We start from the raw sequence: 18,966 nt of genomic DNA, 5'->3' as shown, positions 1-18,966 counted from the left end.
CACCGGGGCGGTCATCACCTGCCAGCAATCGGTCATCCGCCGGCAGGCACCATCGCCGTCTCCACGGAACGGGTAAGATGTCGGCCCGCAACCCGGTGTCTGTGCCCTTCGCGCGCAGCCGTAGTCGCCGACCCTCTGCAGCACCATGTCCATCGCATCCCCCGCCCCGCGCTTCAGCCGAGAAGTGCGCGCCACCGGCATCCTCGCGTTGCCGCTGGTCCTCGGCCACGTCTCCACCGGCCTGATCTCCTTCGTCGACAACGTGATCGCCGGCCACCATGGCACCCACACGCTGGCTGCGGTGACCATCGGTACCGCGTTGCTGTGGCTGCCGATGCTGATCCCGATCGGCACGCTGATTTCGCTGACCGCCTCGGTATCGCAGCTGCACGGCGCCGGCCGCGAGCGTGAAATCGGCCCGCTGTTCCGCCAGGCCCTGTGGCTGGCGCTGGGCCTGGGCCTGATCATGTTCACCTTCCTCAGCGTGGTGCCCCCGCTGCTGCCTGCCTTCGGCATCGCAGCGGACATCGTGCCGGGCGCCACCGCCTTCCTGCATGCGGTGCGCTGGGGCGGGCCGGCGCTGACCCTGTACTTCTGCATGCGCTACCTCAGCGAAGGCATGCACTGGACCCTGCCGACCATGCTGATCGGTTTCGGCGGACTGCTGGTGCTGGCGCCGATGGGCTACGTCCTGGCCAATGGCAGGCTGGGTTTCCCGGAGCTGGGCGCCGAAGGCCTCGGGATCGCGTCGGCGATCATGATGTGGCTGCAGGCGCTGTGCTTCGGCGCCTATCTATGGAAAACCAAGCGCTTCGCACACCTGCAGTTGTTCAGCCATTTCGAGGGCCCGCGCTGGCGCGCGATCTGGGACCTGCTGCGTACCGGCCTGCCGATCGGCATCACCGTGCTGATGGAGGGCGGTCTGTTCATCGTCACTGCGCTGCTGATCGGGCGGCTGGGCGCCAACGAGGCCGCCGCGCACCAGATCGCCATCAACGTCGCCCAGCTGTGCTTCATGATCCCGATGGGCGTGGCCGAGGCGACCACGGTGCGGGTGGGGCACTCGGTCGGGCGCGGCGATGGCCACGGCGTCCGGCGCGCGGCATGGGCCGGCTACGCGATCATCATGGGCACCCAGACCGTGTCCGCGCTGGCACTGCTGTTCGGCCACGATGCCATCGTCGGGGTGTACACCAATGACCTGGCGGTCGCCGGGTTGGCCTCCACGCTGCTGCTGTACGCGGCCGCCTTCCAGTTCCCGGATGGCATCCAGGTGTTGTCGGCCGGCGCGCTGCGTGGCCTGAAGGACACCCGCGTGCCGATGTTCATCGCCATGTTCGCGTACTGGGGGCTGGGCATGCCGCTGGGCGCCGGGCTCGGCCTGGCGCTGGGCATGGGGCCGCAGGGCATGTGGATCGGGCTGATCGTCGGGCTCACCGCTGCCGCCATCCTGATGGGCTGGCGCCTGCACCGCAGCGGCGCCCGCGTGGGGCAGTCCGCGCTGTCCTGAATGCCGGCACTGCGCGCGCCACTTCACGGTGGCCCCCTTACTTGTGTCCGATGCTGCGCGCAACCACACCCGTTATGCTGACCCCGCAATTTCCACGGCAAGACGCCAACCGGAGCAATCCATGAACCAAACCGTGCCACCGCTGCCCCCCGCGCGACGCAATCCCATCGCGGCGTTCTTCGTCGGGCTGTGGGACGTGATGAACTTCACGCGGCGGCTGATCCTCAACGTGCTGTTCTTCGGCCTGCTGTTCTTCATCCTGGTCGCGCTGGTCGTGGCGGCCGGCATGGGCGCGGGCGCAAGCAAATCGCTGCAGGACCGCACCACCCTGGTGATCGCACCGGAAGGCCGGCTGGTCGAACAGTTCAGCGCCGATCCGGTCAGCCGCGCCTTTGCCAAGGCGATGGGCGATACCAGTGCCGAAGAGATCCAGCTGCGCGACCTGATCCGTGCGATCGATGCGGCGCGCGAAGACAAGAAGATCGAGCGGGTGGTGCTGGAACTGGACAAGCTGCAGCCGTCCGGCTTCGCTTCGCTGCGTGAAGTCGCCGCTTCGCTGCAGCAGCTGCGTGCGTCCGGCAAGCAGCTGGTGGCCTACAGCGAAAGCATGGGCCAGTCGCAGTACCTGCTGGCCGCACAGGCCGACGAGGTCTACCTTGACCCGATGGGCGCGGTACTGCTGGAAGGCCTCGGCCGTTATCGCCAGTACTTCCGCACCGGCCTGCAGGACAAGCTGGGCGTGGACGTGCACCTGTTCAAGGTGGGCGAATACAAGTCCGCCGCCGAACCGTACGTACTGGACGCGGCATCGCCGCAGGCCAAGGAAGCGGACCTGTACTGGATGAACGATGTCTGGCAGCGCTACCTCGGTGACATCGCCAAGGCACGTCGCCTGGATCCGGCCCAGCTGGCTGCCGGCATCGATACGTTGCCGGAAGGCGTGGCCGCCGCCGGCGGCGACCTGGCCAAGTTCGCGCTGCAGCAGAAGCTGGTCACCGCGCTGAAGACCCGCGAAGAATTCGACGACCTGATGGTCGAACGCGGCGTGGCCGACGGCGATGCCGATGGCGGCTTCCGCAACATCAACCTGGGGGCTTACCTGGGCCAGATCGACGCACGTCGCAGCCCGGTGGATTCGCGTCCGCAGGTGGCGGTGGTGGTGGCGTCGGGCGAGATCAGCGGCGGTGACCTGCCGGCCGGTCGCATCGGCGGCGAGTCGACCTCCGCGCTGCTGCGCGAAGCCCGCGACGACAACGATGTGAAGGCCGTGGTGCTGCGCGTGGACTCCCCGGGCGGCGAAGTGTTCGCTTCCGAGCAGATCCGCCGCGAAGTGGTGGCCCTGCAGGCCGCCGGCAAGCCGGTGGTGGTGTCGATGGGTGACCTGGCCGCATCCGGTGGCTACTGGATCAGCATGAATGCCGACCGCATCTATGCCGATGCCTCGACCATCACCGGTTCGATCGGCATCTTCGGCATGGTGCCGAACGTGGCGCGCGCGCTGGACAAGATCGGCGTGCATACCGACGGCGTGGGCACCACCCGTTTCGCCGGCGCGTTCGACATGACCAAGCCGCTGGACCCGGCCGTGGGCCAGGTGATCCAGTCGGTGATCGACAAGGGGTACGCGGACTTCACCGGCCGCGTGGCCGATGCGCGCAAGAAGCCGGTCGAGGCCGTGGACGAAGTGGCGCGTGGCCGCGTCTGGTCCGGTGCCCAGGCCAAGGAGCGCGGCCTGGTCGATGCCTTCGGTGGCCTGAAGGATGCCGTGGCCGATGCCGCCGGCCGGGCCAAGCTCGGTGCGGACGACAAGTACCGCGTGCGCTACATCGAAAAGCCCGCCACCCCGTTTGCCCAGTTCCTTGGCGGTTTCGCCGGCAGCCACGCCGGTGCCTGGATGCTGGCCGAATCCGGCGTGGGCCGGATGGTGCTGGCGCGGACGATGCCGGAAGTGGATACCCAGCTGCGCTTCGTGCAGAACGCCGCGCGCGAGCAGGGCAAGGGCACCCCGGTGAAGGCGCTGGCCTACTGCTTCTGCGGCTTCTGACCGCCGCCCGACGGTAGCAGCCGACCGGGGTCGGCTCTACCTGGCACCGCGTTATTCCTTCTCGGCGCGCTCTTCCTGGGCGCGCCGTTGTTTTTCCGCATCATCCAGCGTCTGCTGCACGCCACGGGCTTTCTCCAGTGGCGCCTGCACGCTGCGCGCCAGTGCCTTGGGCTCCGGCGGCTTGTCCTGCGGCGGTACCGCCGGGCGCTGGCAGGCGGCCAGCGCGGCCAGCGTGATGATCAGGGCGATGGTTTTCATGCGGTGCATCGAAGATCTCCCGGCGACGGCGCTATGCTTGCCGCATCGTTACACGGGCAGCGCCCGGATGGGAGTTCAAGATCGTGACTGCGCAGCGCTGGCGGCTGGATGGACAGACCGCCCTCATCACCGGGGCCAGTGCCGGCATCGGCCTGGCCATCGCGCGTGAACTACTCGGCTTCGGTGCCGATGTGATGATCGTGGGCCGCGACATCGACATGCTGGAGAGTGCCCGCGACGACCTCGCCGATGAGTACCCGGCCCAGGCGATCCATGCCCTGGCCGCCGATGTATCCGACGACGAGGACCGGCGCGAGATCCTGGACTGGGTGGAAGACCACGCCGACGGCCTGCACATCCTGGTCAACAATGCCGGCGGCAACATCACCCGTCCGGCCATTGATTACACCGAAGACGAATGGCGCAACATCTTCGAGACCAACCTGTTTTCGGCCTTTGAACTGTCGCGCTATGCGCATCCGCTGCTGGCGCGGCATGCGGCATCGGCCATCGTCAACGTGGGCAGCGTGTCCGGCCTGACCCATGTGCGCAGCGGCGCGGTGTATGGCATGACCAAGGCGGCCATGCACCAGATGACCCGCAACCTGGCCGTGGAATGGGCCGAAGACGGTATCCGGGTGAATGCCGTGGCGCCGTGGTACATCCGCACCCGGCGCACCTCCGGGCCGCTGTCCGATCCGGATTACTACGAGCAGGTGATCGAGCGCACGCCGATGCGCCGGATCGGCGAGCCGGAAGAGGTCGCCTCCGCGGTGGGCTTCCTGTGCCTGCCTGCCGCCAGCTATGTCACCGGTGAGTGCATCGCGGTGGACGGCGGCTTCCTGCGTTACGGGTTCTGAGCGCTCAGGGCACCGGGCAGCTGCTGGCTTCCAGCACCGCCTGCACGCGCAGGCGCTCGGCGTGGGCCTGTGGCTGGGTGTCCGGCGTGGCAAAGCTTTCGCGCCCGCGTGCATCGCGCAGCCGTTGCTGCCAGGCACCGCAGCGCTGTGCCAGCTCCACTTCGCTGCAGGCATCGCGCACCATTTCGCAGCTGGCCGCGGTACCGGGCGCGATGCTGCCCCCCAGCCCGCTGATCGACATCACCACGCAGCGCGGCGGGGCCGCTTCGTATTCGTGGAAATACTGGCCGCCACCGCCACCGCCACCGCTGGCGGTGCAGCGGAAGATGACCGGCGGCGCAGGCCGGTCCGGTCCGGCGGCGGCGCTGGCCTGGGCATCGGCGGCGGCGCGTGCGCGGATCACGTCGCTGTCCAGGATGGCATCGCCACTGCCTGCGGCGGCGCCGGGCTGCGGGGCGGTGAGCAGGTCGCTGTCGAGCACGGCGGGCGCCGGCGCCGGCGAGTCGCCCAACGCGGTGGAGGCCGTGGATGCGCTGGACGCGCCGCGCCGCTGGATGATCTGCGCGGTGCCGGACGGGCACGGTGCATCCTGCACGCTCACCTTGCCGTTGGCATCGGTGCAGCGGAACACGATGTCTTCGTTGGCGAACGCCGGCAGGGCGGTCGGCAGCAGCGCCGCCAGGCAGATCCAGGTCTTCATCCGCCGATTGTAGCGGTGCACGCTGCTGTCAGCGTCCGCCGCAGTCCTGCCCCAGCCGCGCATCGATGCCGCGCTGTTCGCGGGTGATCGCCTGGCGCTCGCCCTGCAGGGCACTGTTGTAGCGTCGGTCCAGGTCCCAGCGCTGGTCACGCAGGCGCGCACAGACCTCCTGCGGGGGCAATGCGTTGCAGGTGTCGCGCACCAGGATGTTGCCGGCCGGGAAACTGATGCCGTGGCCGATGCCATGTGGCGGCCGCTGTCCGGGGCCCGCGTTGCCGCGGCCCTCCGCGCGGATCGGCGGCAGTCCAGGTTGACCCGGGCCGTTCCATGCACGGTGCCCGCCGCCGACCCACGCGCTGGTCCACAGGGGCACCCAGCGCGGATTGCCCTCGTTGCTGTCACTGAGGTAGCGCCGCCCCTCTTCGGTCACGCATTCGTACATCGGCTGCGGCGGCTGCACGTAGACATGGCGGACTTCGCGCTGCACCTGCGCGCTGGGGGCCGCTGGCGTGGCGACGTCGTCGGTGCTGGCGCGGCGCGGCGGCGGATCCTGCGGTCGCTGCATCTGCCGCACTTCCTGCCGGCCGCTGGTGCACGGGCTGTCCTGCAGCGTGACCGCCCCACTGCTGCCGACACAGCGGTAGATCCGCACGCTGTCAGCGGCAGGTCGTGCCGGGGCTGCCAAGGCAAGCACCGGCAGCAGGAACAGAGGCAGGGCAGGGGATGCGCGCATGGCCCATCGTGCGGTATCGGGCGCGACGGCGCCAGCGGATCAGAAGCGCAGCACGTTGCCGCTCAGGCCATCGCGGATCGGGGTGGGCTGGGCCAGCCCGCCGGTATCGCCATCCAGCAGGCCGTCGAGCAGCGACAGCAGCCGTGGGTCCAGGTCGGCACGGGTGCGTGCCGGCGGCTCACCGGCCAGGTTGGCGCTGGTGGACACCAGCGGGCCGCCCCATGCCCGGCACAGCGCCGCCACCAGGGGGTGGGCGCTGATGCGCACGGCCAGCCCGCTGTGTTCCCCGGTGACCCACTTCGGGGCGCGCGGGCCTGCGGGCAGGATCCAGGTGTTGGCGCCCGGCCAGCTGGCCAGCACTTCGCGCTGTCGTTCGTCCGGCAAGGCGTCCAGCACGGCCCAGCCCTGCAGTTGCTCCAGTTCGGCGGCGACCAGGATCATGCCTTTCTCCACCGGCCGCTGTTTCAGCTTGAGCAGCGCATGCACCGCCATCTGGTGGCCCGGATCGCAGCCCAGGCCCCACACCGCTTCGGTGGGATAGGCGATGACACCCCCCGCCCGCAGGCTGGCGACCGCACTGATCAGGTTGAGCTCTTTCATGGGAGAAGTATCCCCCTGCCGCGCGCAAAGAGGTAGCGCCGAGCAGGCGATCCTGGGTGACGACCGTTGGTCCTGGTCCTGGTGGGTGACGACCGTTGGTCGTCACGCTTGCGCTCCCCGCCGAGCATGGCCCGGCGCTACCACGACCTTCCGGGTCAGCCGGCGGTCTTCTTCGCCGCGGCCTTCTTGGCGACCTTCTTCACCGCTTTCTTGGCGGTCTTCTTGGTCGCTTTCTTGGTGGCCTTCTTCACCGGAATCTTCTTGGCGGCGACCTTTTTCGGCGCGGCCTCCTTCTTCACGGTTTTCTTGGCGGCTTTCTTGCCGAAGCCCTTGCGCACCGGCTTGCCGGTTTCTTCCATGAACTGCTGCGCTTCAGCCAGGGTCAGCGAGGCCGGCTCGCGATCCTTGGGGATCTTGCCGTTGAACTTGCCATCACTCAGGTAGGGGCCGAAGCGGCCGTTCAGCACCTGGATCTCGCTGCCGTCGAATTCCTTGATGATCCGGTTGCGCGCGATCTCTTCCTTTTCCTCGATCAGGAAGACCGCACGGTCCAGGTCGATCGTGTACGGATCGTCTTCCTTCTTCAGCGAGGCGTAGGTGCTGCCGCGCTTGGCGAACGGACCAAAGCGACCGATGCCGACGCTGACGTCCTCGCCCTTGTCTTGGCCCAGCGCGCGCGGCATCAGGAACAGCTCCAGCGCGTCTTCCAGGCTGATGGTGTGCATGCTCTGGCCGGGACGCAGCGAAGCGAACTTCGGCTTGTCTTCGGCGTCTTCGGCAGTGCTGCCGATGGCCGCATAGGGCCCGAACCGGCCCAGCCGCACGCTGACCGGCTTGCCGGTCTTGGGGTCGGTGCCGAGCTCACGCGCGCCACTGGCCTCGGCACGGTCGACCGATTCGTTCTTTTCCAGCACCAGCTTGTTGAACGGTTCCCAGAAGCGGGCCATCAACGGGATCCAGTCCTCTTCGCCACGCGACACCGCATCCAGCTCGTCCTCGAGCTTGGCGGTGAAGTCGTAATCGACGTACTGGGTGAAGTGGCTGGACAGGAACTTGGAGACCGCGCGGCCGACGTCGGACGGGCGGAAGCTGCGGCCTTCCATTTCCACGTACTTGCGGAACTGCAGGGTCTGGATGATCGAGGCGTAGGTCGACGGGCGGCCGATGCCATATTCTTCCAGCGCCTTCACCAGCGCCGCTTCGGTGAAGCGCGGCGGCGGCTGGGTGAAGTGCTGGTCGGCCACGATGCGGTCCAGCGGCACGCGGTCGCCGGGCTTCATCAGCGGCAGCTTGCGGCCTTCGTCTTCGTCGTCGGCGCTCTTGGTGTCCTTGCCTTCTTCGTACACGGCCAGGAAGCCGGCGACCACCACGGTGGTGCCGCTGGCGCGGAACACGTGTTCGCTGCCGGCCGACAGGTCCACGCTGACGGTGTTGAGCGTGGCCGGGATCATCTGGCAGGCCACCGAACGCTTCCAGATCAACTCATACAGCTTGCGCTCGTCGTCGGTCAGGAAGCGCGCCACCTGCGCCGGGGTCCGCAGCGCAGAGGTCGGGCGCACCGCTTCGTGGGCTTCCTGGGCGTTCTTGGACTTGGTCTGGTAGGTGTTGGGCTGGTCCGGCAGCGAGGCGATGCCGTAGTCGCGGGCGATCACGTCGCGGATTTCGGCCAGTGCGTCCTGCGACAGGTTGACCGAGTCGGTACGCATGTAGGAAATCAGGCCGACCGTGCCTTCCTCGCCGATCGCCACGCCTTCGTACAGCTTCTGCGCGACCTGCATGGTCTTGCGCGTGGTGAAGCCCAGCTTGCGCGAGGCTTCCTGCTGCAGCGTGGAGGTGGTGAAGGGCGGTGCCGGGCGGCGCTTGCGCTCCTTGCTGGCCACGTCGGTGACATGCAGGCTGCCCTGGGCGGCCTGCTGGATGCGCAGCCGCGCAGCTTCGGCGGTGTCGCCGTCGGTGACGGTGAACTGTTCGAACTTCTGCCCGTCCAGCTTGATCAGCTTGGCGTTGAACGGCTGCGAAGGATGCGCGCAGGCCGCGGCGATGGACCAGTACTCGCGGGCGATGAAGGCTTCGATCTCTTCCTCGCGCTCCACGATCATGCGCAGCGCCGGGCTCTGCACGCGGCCGGCGGACAGGCCGCGCTGCACCTTGCGCCACAGCACCGGGGACAGGTTGAAGCCGACCAGGTAGTCCAGCGCGCGGCGGGCCTGCTGCGCATCGACCAGGTCGGCGGCAATGGCGCGCGGCTGGTTCATGGCCTCCTTGATGGCCCGCGGGGTGATCTCGGTGAACACCACCCGCTGCATCGGCTTGTCGCCGACCAGGCCGCGTTCCTTCAGGATCTCGGCGATATGCCAGCTGATCGCTTCACCCTCGCGATCCGGATCGGTCGCCAGGAAGATGTCGTCGGCGCCCTTTGCGGCTTTGGCGATGGCATCGACGTGCTTTTCGTTCTTGTCGATGACGTCGTAACGCATCGCGAAGTTGTTGTCCGGGTCGACCGCGCCTTCCTTGGGTATCAGGTCGCGCACATGCCCATACGAGGCCAGGACGGTGTAGTCCTTGCCGAGGTATTTGTTGATCGTCTTGGCCTTGGCGGGCGATTCGACGATGAGCAGGTGCTTGGGCATGAGGTCGCTTTTGTGTGCGCACGGCCGGGAAGGGCCGCTAGGGTGGAGCAAATGGCCGCATTAGTGAAGCGGCACTCTCGATTTCCATAAACTGAACGCCCGGGGATGAGCCGGGCGTTCAGCTTTTACCTTATTAGAGGAATCACGTCGTGAGCGCTCTGTCAAGCGCCCGCGCCGTATCCGCCAGTATTCAGCCGGCCATCCCGGCGATCGCCCCAACAGCTACCACCATCGCGATGATCAGGCCGATGAACAGGATGCCGGTCAGCACCAGCACCACCACGCCCACCGCGCCGAGCTGCGGACGCTGCAGGTGCGGCTGGTCGGTGAAGGCCCATTTATCCACGACGACGGTGTCGCAGATCATGTCGTGCAGGGCCTGCTTGCGCTCGGTGAAGGCGGCCATGATGTAGCCGATCAGCAGGGTCAGGCTGCTCAGCAGGGTCGCGAAATAGCGCCCGACCGAACGCGCGCCGGAGATCCGGTCGCCATCGCTGCGCACCACCTTGATGCCCAGCGCCATCTTGCCCGGCGTCGCACCGCCCACGGAGGCGTGGAACCAGCCGTAGTAAGCCAGGCTGATGCCGAAGCCGATCAGCGCGCCGAGCAGCTGGCTGAGTACGCCGGCCGTGGTCGAACCGCCGCCGGCCAGGCTGGCCGCGCCCCCGATGCCCAGTCCCACGATCGCGCCGATGATCATCGAGCTGGCGGTCAGGATGACGTAGTCGATCATGTAAGCGGCAAACCGCTTCCAGAAGCCCGCGTACAGCACCTCGGCACCGTGTACCGGCACGGCACTGCCATAGGCCACCGATGCGGCGGATGCGCCGTACGGCGATGCGCTGAGCGGGCCACTGCCGGGCAGCGGCGCGGTGCCGTTGTCGATGGCGGCATAGTCGCCGCGCAGGTCGAAACCGGTGCTCGGCTCGGCGGCCACCGTGGCCAAGGTCTGCAGCTGCAGCTCATCGACCACCGTGCGCAGCGCGGCCCATTGCCCCATGCCCTCGCGCCATACCAGCGTGTCCAGGCTGATCTGGCTGCGCTGGAACAGCTGGCGGATCTCCTGCTCGCCTACCGGGCCCTGGCGTTGCTGGCCTTCGGCGTAATACCACTCACTCATCATCGTCCCCTGTGGGTCTTCCTTGGAAATCGGTTCCATCCCCGCGCGCCGGCTCAGTCGCGGCAGTTCACGGGCAGGTATTTATCGGTGCTGTCGCCGCTGCATTCCCAACGGGACGTGGCCGGATCGTACTCCTGCCAGAGCAGGTCGCCATCGACGCGTGACTCGCCCACCGCCAACGTCGCTTCGATACCGCAGTGATCGTTCTCGAACTGGCCCAACTGCACGCTCGACAGACCGTGTGCAGTGTAGTGGTCGTGGGCTGGAAAATCGGGATCGGCGCTGGTCGGGCAGCGGCCTTCGCTGTTGGCGAACTCCGCCACCTGCGCCTTGAGCGGCTGCAGCGCGCTGATGGACTCGGCCACCTTGGCGCGGATGGTGTAGTCCTTGTAGGCCGGCAGCGCGATGGCGGCCAGGATGGCGCACACCGGCACCAGCACCAGCAACGCCGCACCGCCGATGACCGCGGTCATCGCACAGCCGGACAGCGGTTTCTTCGCGGCCTGCATCGGCAGGGCCGTGCCCGGGCCGGCATACGGCGCGGTGGACGGCGGGGGAGCCGGCGGAAGGCCTGGCGGCAGCGGCGGGACGACGACCGGACCGGCCGCGGGAACGGCGGTCAGGCCCAGTTCGTCCACCACCGTGCGCAGCGGCTGCCAGGTCGGCAGACCCTCGCGCCACACCAGCGTGTCCAACCCGATCCGGTGGCCCCGGAACAGCTCCCCCATGTCTTCAGCCGAAACCGGGCCAACCTGACGGCTGCCCTCGGCATGGAACCACTCGCTCACGTGAACGCCCCCTGTATGCGCAAGGCATGCAGTGTACGGTCAGTGAAGGGGTTCTGGCTCGTCCATGAACATCTGCGTTTCCATCCAGGCGTAGGCCGCTTCCGAGCCCGGCTGGTTGAACAGCACCATCAGCACGACCCACTTGAGGTCATCCAGGTCCAGTTCGTCCTGGTCGAGGGCCATGGCACGGTCCAGCACCAGCTCGCGCTGGTCGGCGTCCAGGATGCCGTGCTGTTCCAGATAAAGGATGAAGCCGCGGCATTCCACGTCCAGCTTGTCCAGCTCCGGACCGTGGTAGACGCGCACCGGGCCGTCGACCCGGGCCTGCGACACGGTGGGGCGCTGGGCGGCCAGCGCATCCAGCCAATCGAAGGCCTTGGCGGTTTCGGCCGGGCTGAAGCCGGCCTGGATCAGGCCGTTCTGAAGCGAGTCGCGGTCACGGATGAGATCAGCGTCTTCGCTGAAATAGTGTTCGAACAGGTACAGCAGCACATCGAGAATGCTCTCTTTCATTGCCCCTCGGCCTGCGTCATCTGGACGCTGTGGAGGTTGGGAAACCAGGGTTTCGACAGTAGCGGCCGTGTTCGCACACCACGATACCCGCCAGTTCCATGGCCAGCAGCATGGAGGACAGCCGGGCGGCCGTCAATCCACAGTGCATGATCAATGAATCCATAGGGATTGGGTCGTGGTCGAGCGCTTTCCACAAGGTCTGGTAGTCCGGTTCGGACGCCAGGTGTGCGGGAAGGTGGGCTCGCCGTCCCTGTTCAGTGGGGGCCTGGAGGCGACTTTGCAAGTCGGGCAGGGCCCTGGCCAGCAGCGGGGCGACCAGGGCCATCACCTCGGCCGGGGCTTCCACCAGCGCGGCGCCGTCGCGGATCAGGCGGTGGCAGCCGGCCGCCCGTGGATTGCGCACCGAACCGGGGAGGGCGCAGACCTCGCGTCCGGCCTCTGCGGCCAGCCGTGCGGTGATCAGCGCGCCGGAGCGGTTGGCTGCCTCGATCACCACCGTCGCCATCGTCAGGCCGGCGACCAGCCGGTTGCGCGCCGGGAAGTGCGCCGGCCGGGCCGGTGTACCTGGCGGGTACTCGCTGACCACGGCGCCGCGTGTGGCAATTTCGCGCTGGAGCGCGACGTGGTGCGAGGGGAAGACCAGGTCCGGTCCGTTGCCGATCACCGCGACGGTGATGCCACCGGCGGCCAGCGCAGCCTGGTGGGCCGCGGCATCCACGCCGGCGGCGAGCCCGCTGGTCACCGCCAGGCCCGCCTGGCAGAACCCCGTACTGAATTCCGCCGCCAGCGCGCGCCCACCCGGTGTCGGCGAACGGCTGCCGACCACTGCGATCGCCGGGTGCCATGCGGTGGCAGGGTCGCCGTGCACGAACAGCGCCAGCGGCGGCTCCGGGATGCTGCGCAGCAGGGCCGGGAAGCGTTCGTCGCTGGCCGCCACCAGGTGGTGGTCGGCCTGCTGCAGCCAGCGCATGGCGTCGTCCAGTGCGCCGGCATCGGGTGCGGCCAGGCGGCGTTGCTGGCCGGGCGAACAGCCCGCCTGCCGCCACGCCACCGGCCCGGCGTCCAGCGCGGCGGCCACGCAGGGGCGGGCGCAGGCCAGTGCGCGCCGCGCCGCCAAGCCGCCGCCGGCAAGGACCAGGGTCAACAGTGCTCGGGTTTCCTCATCCATGGCCCAGCCTGCCGCGCAGATGACAACGGCGCCCTAGGGCGCCGCTGCGGTCTGCTGTCAGTGGGTGGCGGCCGTCGGCCGCCGGTCCCCTTATTCCGTCGCGTCGGGGTGGCGGGCGTTGTAGCCCACCAGGACCGGCTTGATGCCTTCCATCACCAGCGCATAGCTGACGTTGTCGAAGGTGCGGAACACCATGGCATGGGCGGCATATTCATCCGGCATGGTCAGGCGGTTGTAGCCGTCGACGCGCGAATCGTCCATCTGCGACGAATTCGGCACCTTCATCACATGCTTCACGTGGCTGCCCTGGCGCCACAGCGAGAACACCGTGCCGTTGTCCACGCCCTGCGCGCTGCCAGCCGACAAGGCGATGACATCGCGCGCGCCACCGGACAGCAGCATGTCCGCTACCGCCAGCACCCGGACATCCAGCCCATCGGTGCCCGGCGCCGGGACGTGCGGGAAGAACTGCAGGTCGTACGGGGTGGCTTCCACCGGGACCAGGCGGTCACCGACGCGTACTTCGCGGCCGTCGCCGGTGCCCTGCAGGGCCAGCGTGGCCACATCCACCTTGCCCGAGGGCAGGCGCAGGATGGTGCCGACGTTGACCTTGGCCAGCTCATAGCCCAACTGCTGGTGCGGACGCTTGTTCGGGACGGTGAAGTCCTTCCACAGGTTGCCGCTGCCCGGCGTGGTGCGGCCGCTGGCATCCAGGTCCTCGGAGGGCTTGGGCAGGGCATAGCGCACGGTCGGACGGACCACGGCGTAGCGCTGGCCGACGGCGGCACCGTCCAGCCCGTGCACGTAGGCCAGCTGGCCGGCGGTGGCACGCAGGCGGTTGTCTTCCAGCCCCGCCACGTAAGGCAGGTGATCGATGCGATCGACCACGCTCAGCTCTTTCAGGAAGGGCTCGACCTGGGACAGCGGAATGCCGGTGATCGGCGCTTCCTGGCGCGGTCCGGCGTCCTGTCGCGCAACGACGCGGTCCAGGTAGGCCAGGCTGAGCACATCGCCCGGGTAAATCAGGTGCGGGTTCGCCACCTGGGGATTCGCCTGCCAGATTTCCGGCCAAAGCCAAGGCTTTTTCAGGAAGCGCGCAGAGATATCCCACAGCGTGTCGCCCTTCTGGACGACATAGGTGGTCGGGTGCCCGTTCATTTCAACGGCGGTAGCATAGGCGGCAACGGTCAACATCGCCGCGGCGACGACCGTGCGGATTCGTAGCAACATAGGAGTGGTCAGCCCGGTTCCCCAACAGGTTGGCGCACTATAGTCCAGAAACCGGGGCGCAGGGCAAGCGTTGGCGATAGAATTACAACGCAGGCCGGCGTTGACCGGCCCCCACCCAGACGATTACTGCCATGGCACTGCTCCCAATTCTCGAGTTTCCCGATCCGCGCCTGCGCACCAAGGCCGCGTTGATCGACGCCGCCGAGGTCACCACGCCGGCCTTCCAGACGCTGCTGACCGACATGTTCGAGACCATGTACGACGCCCCCGGCATCGGCCTGGCCGCCAGCCAGGTGGACGTGCACAAGCGCTTCATGGTCATCGACGTGAGTGAAGAAAAGAACCAGCCGATGGTCTTCATCAACCCGGAAATCGTCCAGCAGGACGGTGGCCAGGTGTACCAGGAAGGCTGTCTGTCGGTTCCCGGCATCTTTGCCGACGTGACCCGTGCCGACCAGATCACCGTGCGTTACCTGGACCGCCAGGGACAACCGCAGGAACTGGCCACCGACGGCCTGCTGGCGGTCTGCGTGCAGCACGAGATGGACCACCTGGACGGCAAGCTGTTCATTGACTACCTGTCGCCGCTCAAGCGCGAGATGGTGCGCAAGAAGCTGGCCAAGGCGCGCAAGCACGTCGCCTGATCCATCACCCGGCGCGGCCGCTGCCGTGCCGACCGTCCGCGCCTGCGCGGACCCTGCGGCACCGGAGCGCGGTGCCGTTTTCTGACCTGCAGGCCGCTGGCCTGCGCAATGGGGTGACCATGAGGATTGTCTTTGCCGGTACGCCGGAGTTCGCGGTGTCGTCGCTGCGCGCGGCTGCGCGCCATCACGAAGTGGTGGCCGTCTACACCCAGCCGGACCGTCCGGCCGGGCGCGGACGCGGCCTGGCGCCGTCGCCGGTGAAGCTGGAAGCGGTCGCCCGCGGGATCCCGGTCTTCCAGCCGGAAAACCTGAAGGATGAGGCCGCCCAGCAGCAGCTGCGCGCGCTGCAGCCGGACCTGATGGTGGTGGTGGCCTACGGCCTGATCCTGCCGCGTGCGGTGCTGGCCATTCCCACCCACGGCTGCTGGAACGTGCATGCCTCGCTGTTGCCACGCTGGCGCGGTGCGGCGCCGATCCAGCGTGCCATCCAGGCCGGTGACGCGCAGACCGGCGTGTGCCTGATGCAGATGGAAGCCGGCCTGGATACCGGCCCGGTCCTGCTGCAGCAGGCGCTGCCGATCCTGCCCACCGATACCGGCGGACAACTGCACGACAAGCTGGCCGAACTGGGCGCGCAGGTGCTGGCCGATGGCCTGGGCCTGCTGCGCGCCGGCCTCAAGCCGGTGGTGCAGCCGCAGCCGGTTGAAGGGGTGACCTATGCGCACAAGCTGGACAAGGCCGAAGCACGGCTGGACTGGAGCCGGGATGCCGCAGCGCTGGCGCGTACCGTGCTGGCCTTCAATCCGTGGCCGATCGCCGAAGCGCAGCTGGCCGGCGAACGCGTGCGCATCCATGGCGCGGTAGCGCTGGAGGACAACGGCGGGCATGCACCGGGCACGGTGATCGGCGCTGCCCGCGAGGGCATCGACATCGCCTGCGGGCAGGGCGCGTTGCGCCTGCGCGTGCTGCAGCGTGAGGGCGGCAAGGCGATCACCGCGGCCGACTACCTCAACGCGCGCCGCGACCTGCGCGTGGGAGCCTGAGCCGGTGAGCAAGCAGGATGACCTCAAGATTTCCCACGCCGCGCCGGGTGCCGCCACGCGCATGCTGGCCGCGCGCGTGCTGGCCCAGGTGTTCACCCGCGGGCGTTCGCTGAAGGCCGAATTGGCCTGGGCGCTGCCCAAGCTGGCCGACACCCGCGACCGCGCGCTGCTGGAAGCGCTGTGCTTTGCAGTGCTGCGCCGGCGCAGCACCTACGACGCGGCGCTGGCCAGCTGGATGCAGAAGCCGTTGTCGGCGCGCGATGCCGACCTGCGCACGCTGCTGATGGTCGGCTTCGCGCAGCTGGACGTACTGGAACTGCCGGCCCATGCCGCGCTGTCGGCTACCGTCGACGCCGCCCGCGCGCTGGGGCGTGAGCGCCAGGCAGGCCTGGTCAACGCGATCCTGCGCCGGGCGCAGCGCGAAGGATTCCCCGTGCAGCCGCCGCGTGATGCGTTCCCGGCCTGGCTGGCCGAAAGCATCGAGCGCGACTGGCCGGGCCAGGCCGAGGCGATCTTCGCCGCCAGCCTGCAGCCCGCGCCGTTGTGGCTGCGCGTCAACCGCCAGCACGGGGAACGTGCGGCGTCGCTGGCCGCGCTGGAGGCCGCCGGCATCAGCGCCGAGGCCGGCCCGGTCTGTGCCGATGCGATCCGCCTGGCATCTTCGGCGGCGGTCAACCAGCTGCCCGGCTTCAACGACGGCGCGCTGTCGGTGCAGGACCTGTCGGCGCAGTGCGCCGCCGATGCGCTGTCACCGCCGCCGGGTGCGCGCGTGCTCGACGCCTGTGCGGCCCCGGGCGGCAAATCCGCGCACCTGCTGGAACGTGATCCGTCGCTGCGGCTGCTGGCGCTGGACATCGATGCGCGCCGGCTGGCGCGGGTCAAGGACACCTTCTCGCGCACCGGCGTGGGCGCCGATGCGCAGATCAAGGTGGCCGATGCGAGTGATCCGGGCGCGTGGTGGGACGGGGTGCCGTTCGACGCGATCCTGCTGGATGCCCCGTGTTCGGCGACCGGCATCATCCGCCGCCAGCCTGATGTGATGTTCCACCGTCGCGCCGAGGACGTGGAGGCGCTGGTCGGCGTCCAGGCGCGGTTGCTGGAAGCGTGCTGGTCGATGCTGCGTCCGGGTGGCGTGCTGCTGTATGCCACCTGTTCGATCCTGCGTGCGGAAAACATCGACCAGGTGCAGGCCTTCCTGAAATGGCATCCGGATGCGTCCGCCGACGCGCTCGATGTCGGATTCGGCATTGATTGCGCAGGGGTGGCACGTCAGCGCCTGCCCGGCGATGATGGTGGTGACGGCTTTTTCTACGCGCGTCTGGTAAAAAGCGCCTGATCCCTTTTCCGTTGCAGCGGTGCACATGCTGACCACACGCGCTTCCCGTGAGACCTGGCTGCTGGTTCTGATGGCCCTGCTGGTGCTGGGCGCCGGGTTGGGCCTGCGCGATCCCTGGCCATCGGACGAACCGCGTTTCGCGCTGGTCGCCAAGCAGATGGTGACCAGCGGCGACTGGCTGTTCCCGCACCGCGGCCTGGAGCTGTATTCGGACAAGCCGCCGATGCTGATGTGGCTGCAGGCCACGCTGTACTCGATCATCGGCAACTGGCGTATCGCCTTCCTGCTGCCGTCGATGCTGGCGGCGTTGGGCACCCTGTGGTGCGTGCATGACCTCGGACGGCGGCTGTGGACGCGGCGGGTAGGCCTGTACGCGGCCTGGATGCTGCTGTTCGCGCTGCACTTCACCTTCCAGGCGAAGAAGGCGCAGATCGATCCGTTGATCGTGTTCTTCATCACCCTGGCCAACTACGGGCTGATCCGGCACCTGCTGCTGGGGCCGGCGTGGCGCTGGTGGTGGTTCGGCTGGTTCGCCGCCGGGCTGGGGGTGATCACCAAGGGCGTCGGCGTGGTCGCGCTGCTGATGATCGTCCCGGCCGCGCTGGCCTCGCTGTGGGGCTGGCGCAGGGTGGGGCTGAGCGTGCGCCATTGGCAGTTCTGGGTGGCGCCGCTGATGTTCCTGCTGGCCATCGCGCTGTGGCTGGTGCCGATGGTCGTGACCGCGCTGTCGACCGGTTCGGTTGAATACCGCGCCTACATGGACGACATCCTGTTCCGGCAGACCGCCGGGCGCTATACGAAGTCCTGGGACCACCACCAGCCGTGGTGGTACTTCCTGGCGACGATGCCGTCGATGTGGCTTCCCGCCTTCCTGGCCATTCCGTGGGCGATCCCGGCCTGGTGGCGACGCCTGCGCCGGCGCGATCCGCGTTACCTGGTGCTGCTGGGCTGGTGGGCGCTGATCGTGCTGTTCTTCTCCATCCCCGATGGCAAGCGCGACGTCTACATCCTGCCGTCGCTGCCGATGTTCTGCCTGGCGTTGGCGCCGCTGATCCCCGGACTGCTGCGCAAGCGCGCATTCCAGTGGCTGCTGGCCGCCTTCACCGCGGCGCTGGTGCTGTTCACCCTCGGCGCGGGCACGGCGCTGCTGACCGGCCAGGGGGACTTCGACGCCAGGCTGATGGATTCGCGTGGCCTGGACCAGGCCGCGATTGCCGCACTGGCGTGGGCGGCGGTGGCGATGGGCTGCTGGGGTGTGATCAGCCTGCTGGCCTGGGGGCATCGCCGCGCCCACCTGGGCGTGGTGTCCACGCTGACGGTGGTGTGGCTGCTGTACAGCCTGGTCGGCTACCCGCTGTTGAACAGTGCCAGTTCGGCCAGTGGGCTGATGCAGACGGTCGGCCAGCGGATCGGGCCGGACGCCGAACTGGGGCTGGTGGCGTGGAAGGAACAGAACCTGCTGATGGCCGACCGCCCGGCGGCGACCTTCGGGTTCCAGAAGGGCTGGGACGCACAGCTGCAGGACGGGGTGGCATGGCAGGCACAGGCGCCGGCCACGCGCTGGCTGCTGGTGCAGCAGGATGCCGTGCTGCCCTGCGTGGACCGCAGCCGTGCCGAGCTGGCCGGAATATCCAACCGCCGTCGTTGGTGGTTGGTGCCGGCTGGGGCAGTGCAGGGTCCCTGCGAGCTTCCCGCGGACCAGCGCGAGCGTGAGCGTGCGCTGCAGGCGCGGCAGTTCGAGGAGTGAACCTGCGTCGTGCCTTGCCATCCTTCGGACAGCGCACGTTGT

At 68.4% G+C, this 18,966-nt stretch carries 17 protein-coding genes; 7 read left to right on the top strand and 10 right to left on the bottom strand.

The window, feature by feature from the left end; genetic code table 11:
* Positions 1-145: 145 nt before the first annotated feature.
* Positions 146-1,510 (top strand): MATE family efflux transporter, encoded by a 1,365-nt coding sequence (locus RTX79_RS07970; protein ID WP_123698880.1) that lies wholly within the window; start codon positions 146-148, stop codon positions 1,508-1,510.
* A gap of 121 nt (positions 1,511-1,631) precedes the next feature.
* On the top strand, positions 1,632-3,554 hold the full coding sequence (sppA, locus tag RTX79_RS07965; protein ID WP_057507468.1) for a signal peptide peptidase SppA: 1,923 nt from the start codon (positions 1,632-1,634) through the stop codon (positions 3,552-3,554).
* A gap of 51 nt (positions 3,555-3,605) precedes the next feature.
* Here the strand turns inward: sppA and RTX79_RS07960 are convergent, their stop codons facing one another.
* Positions 3,606-3,812, bottom strand: coding sequence for a hypothetical protein (locus tag RTX79_RS07960; RefSeq protein ID WP_312683082.1), 207 nt, complete (start codon positions 3,810-3,812; stop codon positions 3,606-3,608).
* Between the two features lie 83 nt (positions 3,813-3,895).
* Between RTX79_RS07960 and RTX79_RS07955 the strand changes: the two genes are divergently transcribed.
* On the top strand, positions 3,896-4,672 hold the full coding sequence (locus RTX79_RS07955) for an SDR family oxidoreductase (protein ID WP_057507470.1): 777 nt from the start codon (positions 3,896-3,898) through the stop codon (positions 4,670-4,672).
* Between the two features lie 4 nt (positions 4,673-4,676).
* On the opposite strand, the gene RTX79_RS07950 is transcribed toward RTX79_RS07955, so the two are convergent.
* From RTX79_RS07950 to RTX79_RS07910, 9 genes are all read right to left on the bottom strand, one after another.
* Positions 4,677-5,372 carry a DUF4124 domain-containing protein gene (locus RTX79_RS07950; RefSeq protein ID WP_312683080.1) on the bottom strand — a complete coding sequence of 232 codons (696 nt, stop codon included), beginning with the start codon at positions 5,370-5,372 and terminating at the stop codon, positions 4,677-4,679.
* A gap of 28 nt (positions 5,373-5,400) precedes the next feature.
* Positions 5,401-6,105, bottom strand: coding sequence for a DUF4124 domain-containing protein (locus RTX79_RS07945; RefSeq protein ID WP_312683079.1), 705 nt, complete (start codon positions 6,103-6,105; stop codon positions 5,401-5,403).
* A 39-nt stretch (positions 6,106-6,144) separates the two neighbouring features.
* A complete protein-coding gene (locus RTX79_RS07940) occupies positions 6,145-6,705 on the bottom strand; it encodes a Sua5/YciO/YrdC/YwlC family protein (protein WP_057507473.1) in 561 nt (186 codons plus the stop codon).
* Between the two features lie 155 nt (positions 6,706-6,860).
* Positions 6,861-9,335 (bottom strand): DNA topoisomerase I, encoded by a 2,475-nt coding sequence (locus RTX79_RS07935; RefSeq protein WP_057507474.1) that lies wholly within the window; start codon positions 9,333-9,335, stop codon positions 6,861-6,863.
* Positions 9,336-9,525: 190 nt separating this feature from the next.
* Complete coding sequence (locus tag RTX79_RS07930; protein WP_123699259.1) at positions 9,526-10,455, bottom strand: RDD family protein; 930 nt, start codon at positions 10,453-10,455, stop codon at positions 9,526-9,528.
* 53 nt (positions 10,456-10,508) lie between these two features.
* A complete protein-coding gene (locus RTX79_RS07925) occupies positions 10,509-11,243 on the bottom strand; it encodes a pilin (protein WP_312683078.1) in 735 nt (244 codons plus the stop codon).
* Positions 11,244-11,282: 39 nt separating this feature from the next.
* Positions 11,283-11,756: a DUF494 family protein gene (locus tag RTX79_RS07920; RefSeq protein WP_057507476.1), complete on the bottom strand. Its 474-nt coding sequence runs from the start codon at positions 11,754-11,756 to the stop codon at positions 11,283-11,285.
* 16 nt (positions 11,757-11,772) lie between these two features.
* The gene (gene dprA / locus RTX79_RS07915) at positions 11,773-12,924 is read right to left on the bottom strand and encodes a DNA-processing protein DprA (protein WP_312683076.1); all 1,152 of its coding nucleotides are present in this window, start codon (positions 12,922-12,924) and stop codon (positions 11,773-11,775) included.
* Between the two features lie 90 nt (positions 12,925-13,014).
* On the bottom strand, positions 13,015-14,154 hold the full coding sequence (locus RTX79_RS07910) for a LysM peptidoglycan-binding domain-containing protein (protein ID WP_312683075.1): 1,140 nt from the start codon (positions 14,152-14,154) through the stop codon (positions 13,015-13,017).
* A gap of 131 nt (positions 14,155-14,285) precedes the next feature.
* Here RTX79_RS07910 and def point away from each other — a divergent pair, with 131 nt between their 5' ends.
* From def to RTX79_RS07890, 4 genes are all read left to right on the top strand, one after another.
* The gene (gene def, locus RTX79_RS07905) at positions 14,286-14,798 is read left to right on the top strand and encodes a peptide deformylase (RefSeq protein ID WP_057507479.1); all 513 of its coding nucleotides are present in this window, start codon (positions 14,286-14,288) and stop codon (positions 14,796-14,798) included.
* Positions 14,799-14,917: 119 nt separating this feature from the next.
* A complete protein-coding gene (gene fmt, locus RTX79_RS07900) occupies positions 14,918-15,841 on the top strand; it encodes a methionyl-tRNA formyltransferase (protein ID WP_057507512.1) in 924 nt (307 codons plus the stop codon).
* A gap of 4 nt (positions 15,842-15,845) precedes the next feature.
* On the top strand, positions 15,846-17,177 hold the full coding sequence (gene rsmB, locus RTX79_RS07895; protein ID WP_312683074.1) for a 16S rRNA (cytosine(967)-C(5))-methyltransferase RsmB: 1,332 nt from the start codon (positions 15,846-15,848) through the stop codon (positions 17,175-17,177).
* A 25-nt stretch (positions 17,178-17,202) separates the two neighbouring features.
* A complete protein-coding gene (locus RTX79_RS07890; protein ID WP_312683073.1) occupies positions 17,203-18,924 on the top strand; it encodes a glycosyltransferase family 39 protein in 1,722 nt (573 codons plus the stop codon).
* Positions 18,925-18,966 lie beyond the last annotated feature (42 nt).

The organism is Stenotrophomonas chelatiphaga, from assembly GCF_032054965.1.
GTDB lineage: Bacteria > Pseudomonadota > Gammaproteobacteria > Xanthomonadales > Xanthomonadaceae > Stenotrophomonas > Stenotrophomonas chelatiphaga.
This window is presented reverse-complemented; position numbering and strand designations above follow the sequence as displayed.

What these genes read in the sequence shown, in the direction of transcription:
- RTX79_RS07970 (WP_123698880.1), top strand. Translation starts at nt 146, where the DNA reads ATGTCCATCGCATCCCCCGCCCCGCGCTTCAGCCGAGAAGTGCGCGCC.
- sppA (WP_057507468.1), top strand. Translation starts at nt 1,632, where the DNA reads ATGAACCAAACCGTGCCACCGCTGCCCCCCGCGCGACGCAATCCCATC.
- RTX79_RS07960 (WP_312683082.1), bottom strand. Translation starts at nt 3,812, where the DNA reads ATGAAAACCATCGCCCTGATCATCACGCTGGCCGCGCTGGCCGCCTGC.
- RTX79_RS07950 (WP_312683080.1), bottom strand. Translation starts at nt 5,372, where the DNA reads ATGAAGACCTGGATCTGCCTGGCGGCGCTGCTGCCGACCGCCCTGCCG.
- RTX79_RS07945 (WP_312683079.1), bottom strand. Translation starts at nt 6,105, where the DNA reads ATGCGCGCATCCCCTGCCCTGCCTCTGTTCCTGCTGCCGGTGCTTGCC.
- RTX79_RS07940 (WP_057507473.1), bottom strand. Translation starts at nt 6,705, where the DNA reads ATGAAAGAGCTCAACCTGATCAGTGCGGTCGCCAGCCTGCGGGCGGGG.
- RTX79_RS07935 (WP_057507474.1), bottom strand. Translation starts at nt 9,335, where the DNA reads ATGCCCAAGCACCTGCTCATCGTCGAATCGCCCGCCAAGGCCAAGACG.
- RTX79_RS07930 (WP_123699259.1), bottom strand. Translation starts at nt 10,455, where the DNA reads ATGAGTGAGTGGTATTACGCCGAAGGCCAGCAACGCCAGGGCCCGGTA.
- RTX79_RS07920 (WP_057507476.1), bottom strand. Translation starts at nt 11,756, where the DNA reads ATGAAAGAGAGCATTCTCGATGTGCTGCTGTACCTGTTCGAACACTAT.
- dprA (WP_312683076.1), bottom strand. Translation starts at nt 12,924, where the DNA reads ATGGATGAGGAAACCCGAGCACTGTTGACCCTGGTCCTTGCCGGCGGC.
- RTX79_RS07910 (WP_312683075.1), bottom strand. Translation starts at nt 14,154, where the DNA reads ATGTTGCTACGAATCCGCACGGTCGTCGCCGCGGCGATGTTGACCGTT.
- def (WP_057507479.1), top strand. Translation starts at nt 14,286, where the DNA reads ATGGCACTGCTCCCAATTCTCGAGTTTCCCGATCCGCGCCTGCGCACC.
- fmt (WP_057507512.1), top strand. Translation starts at nt 14,918, where the DNA reads ATGAGGATTGTCTTTGCCGGTACGCCGGAGTTCGCGGTGTCGTCGCTG.
- RTX79_RS07890 (WP_312683073.1), top strand. Translation starts at nt 17,203, where the DNA reads ATGCTGACCACACGCGCTTCCCGTGAGACCTGGCTGCTGGTTCTGATG.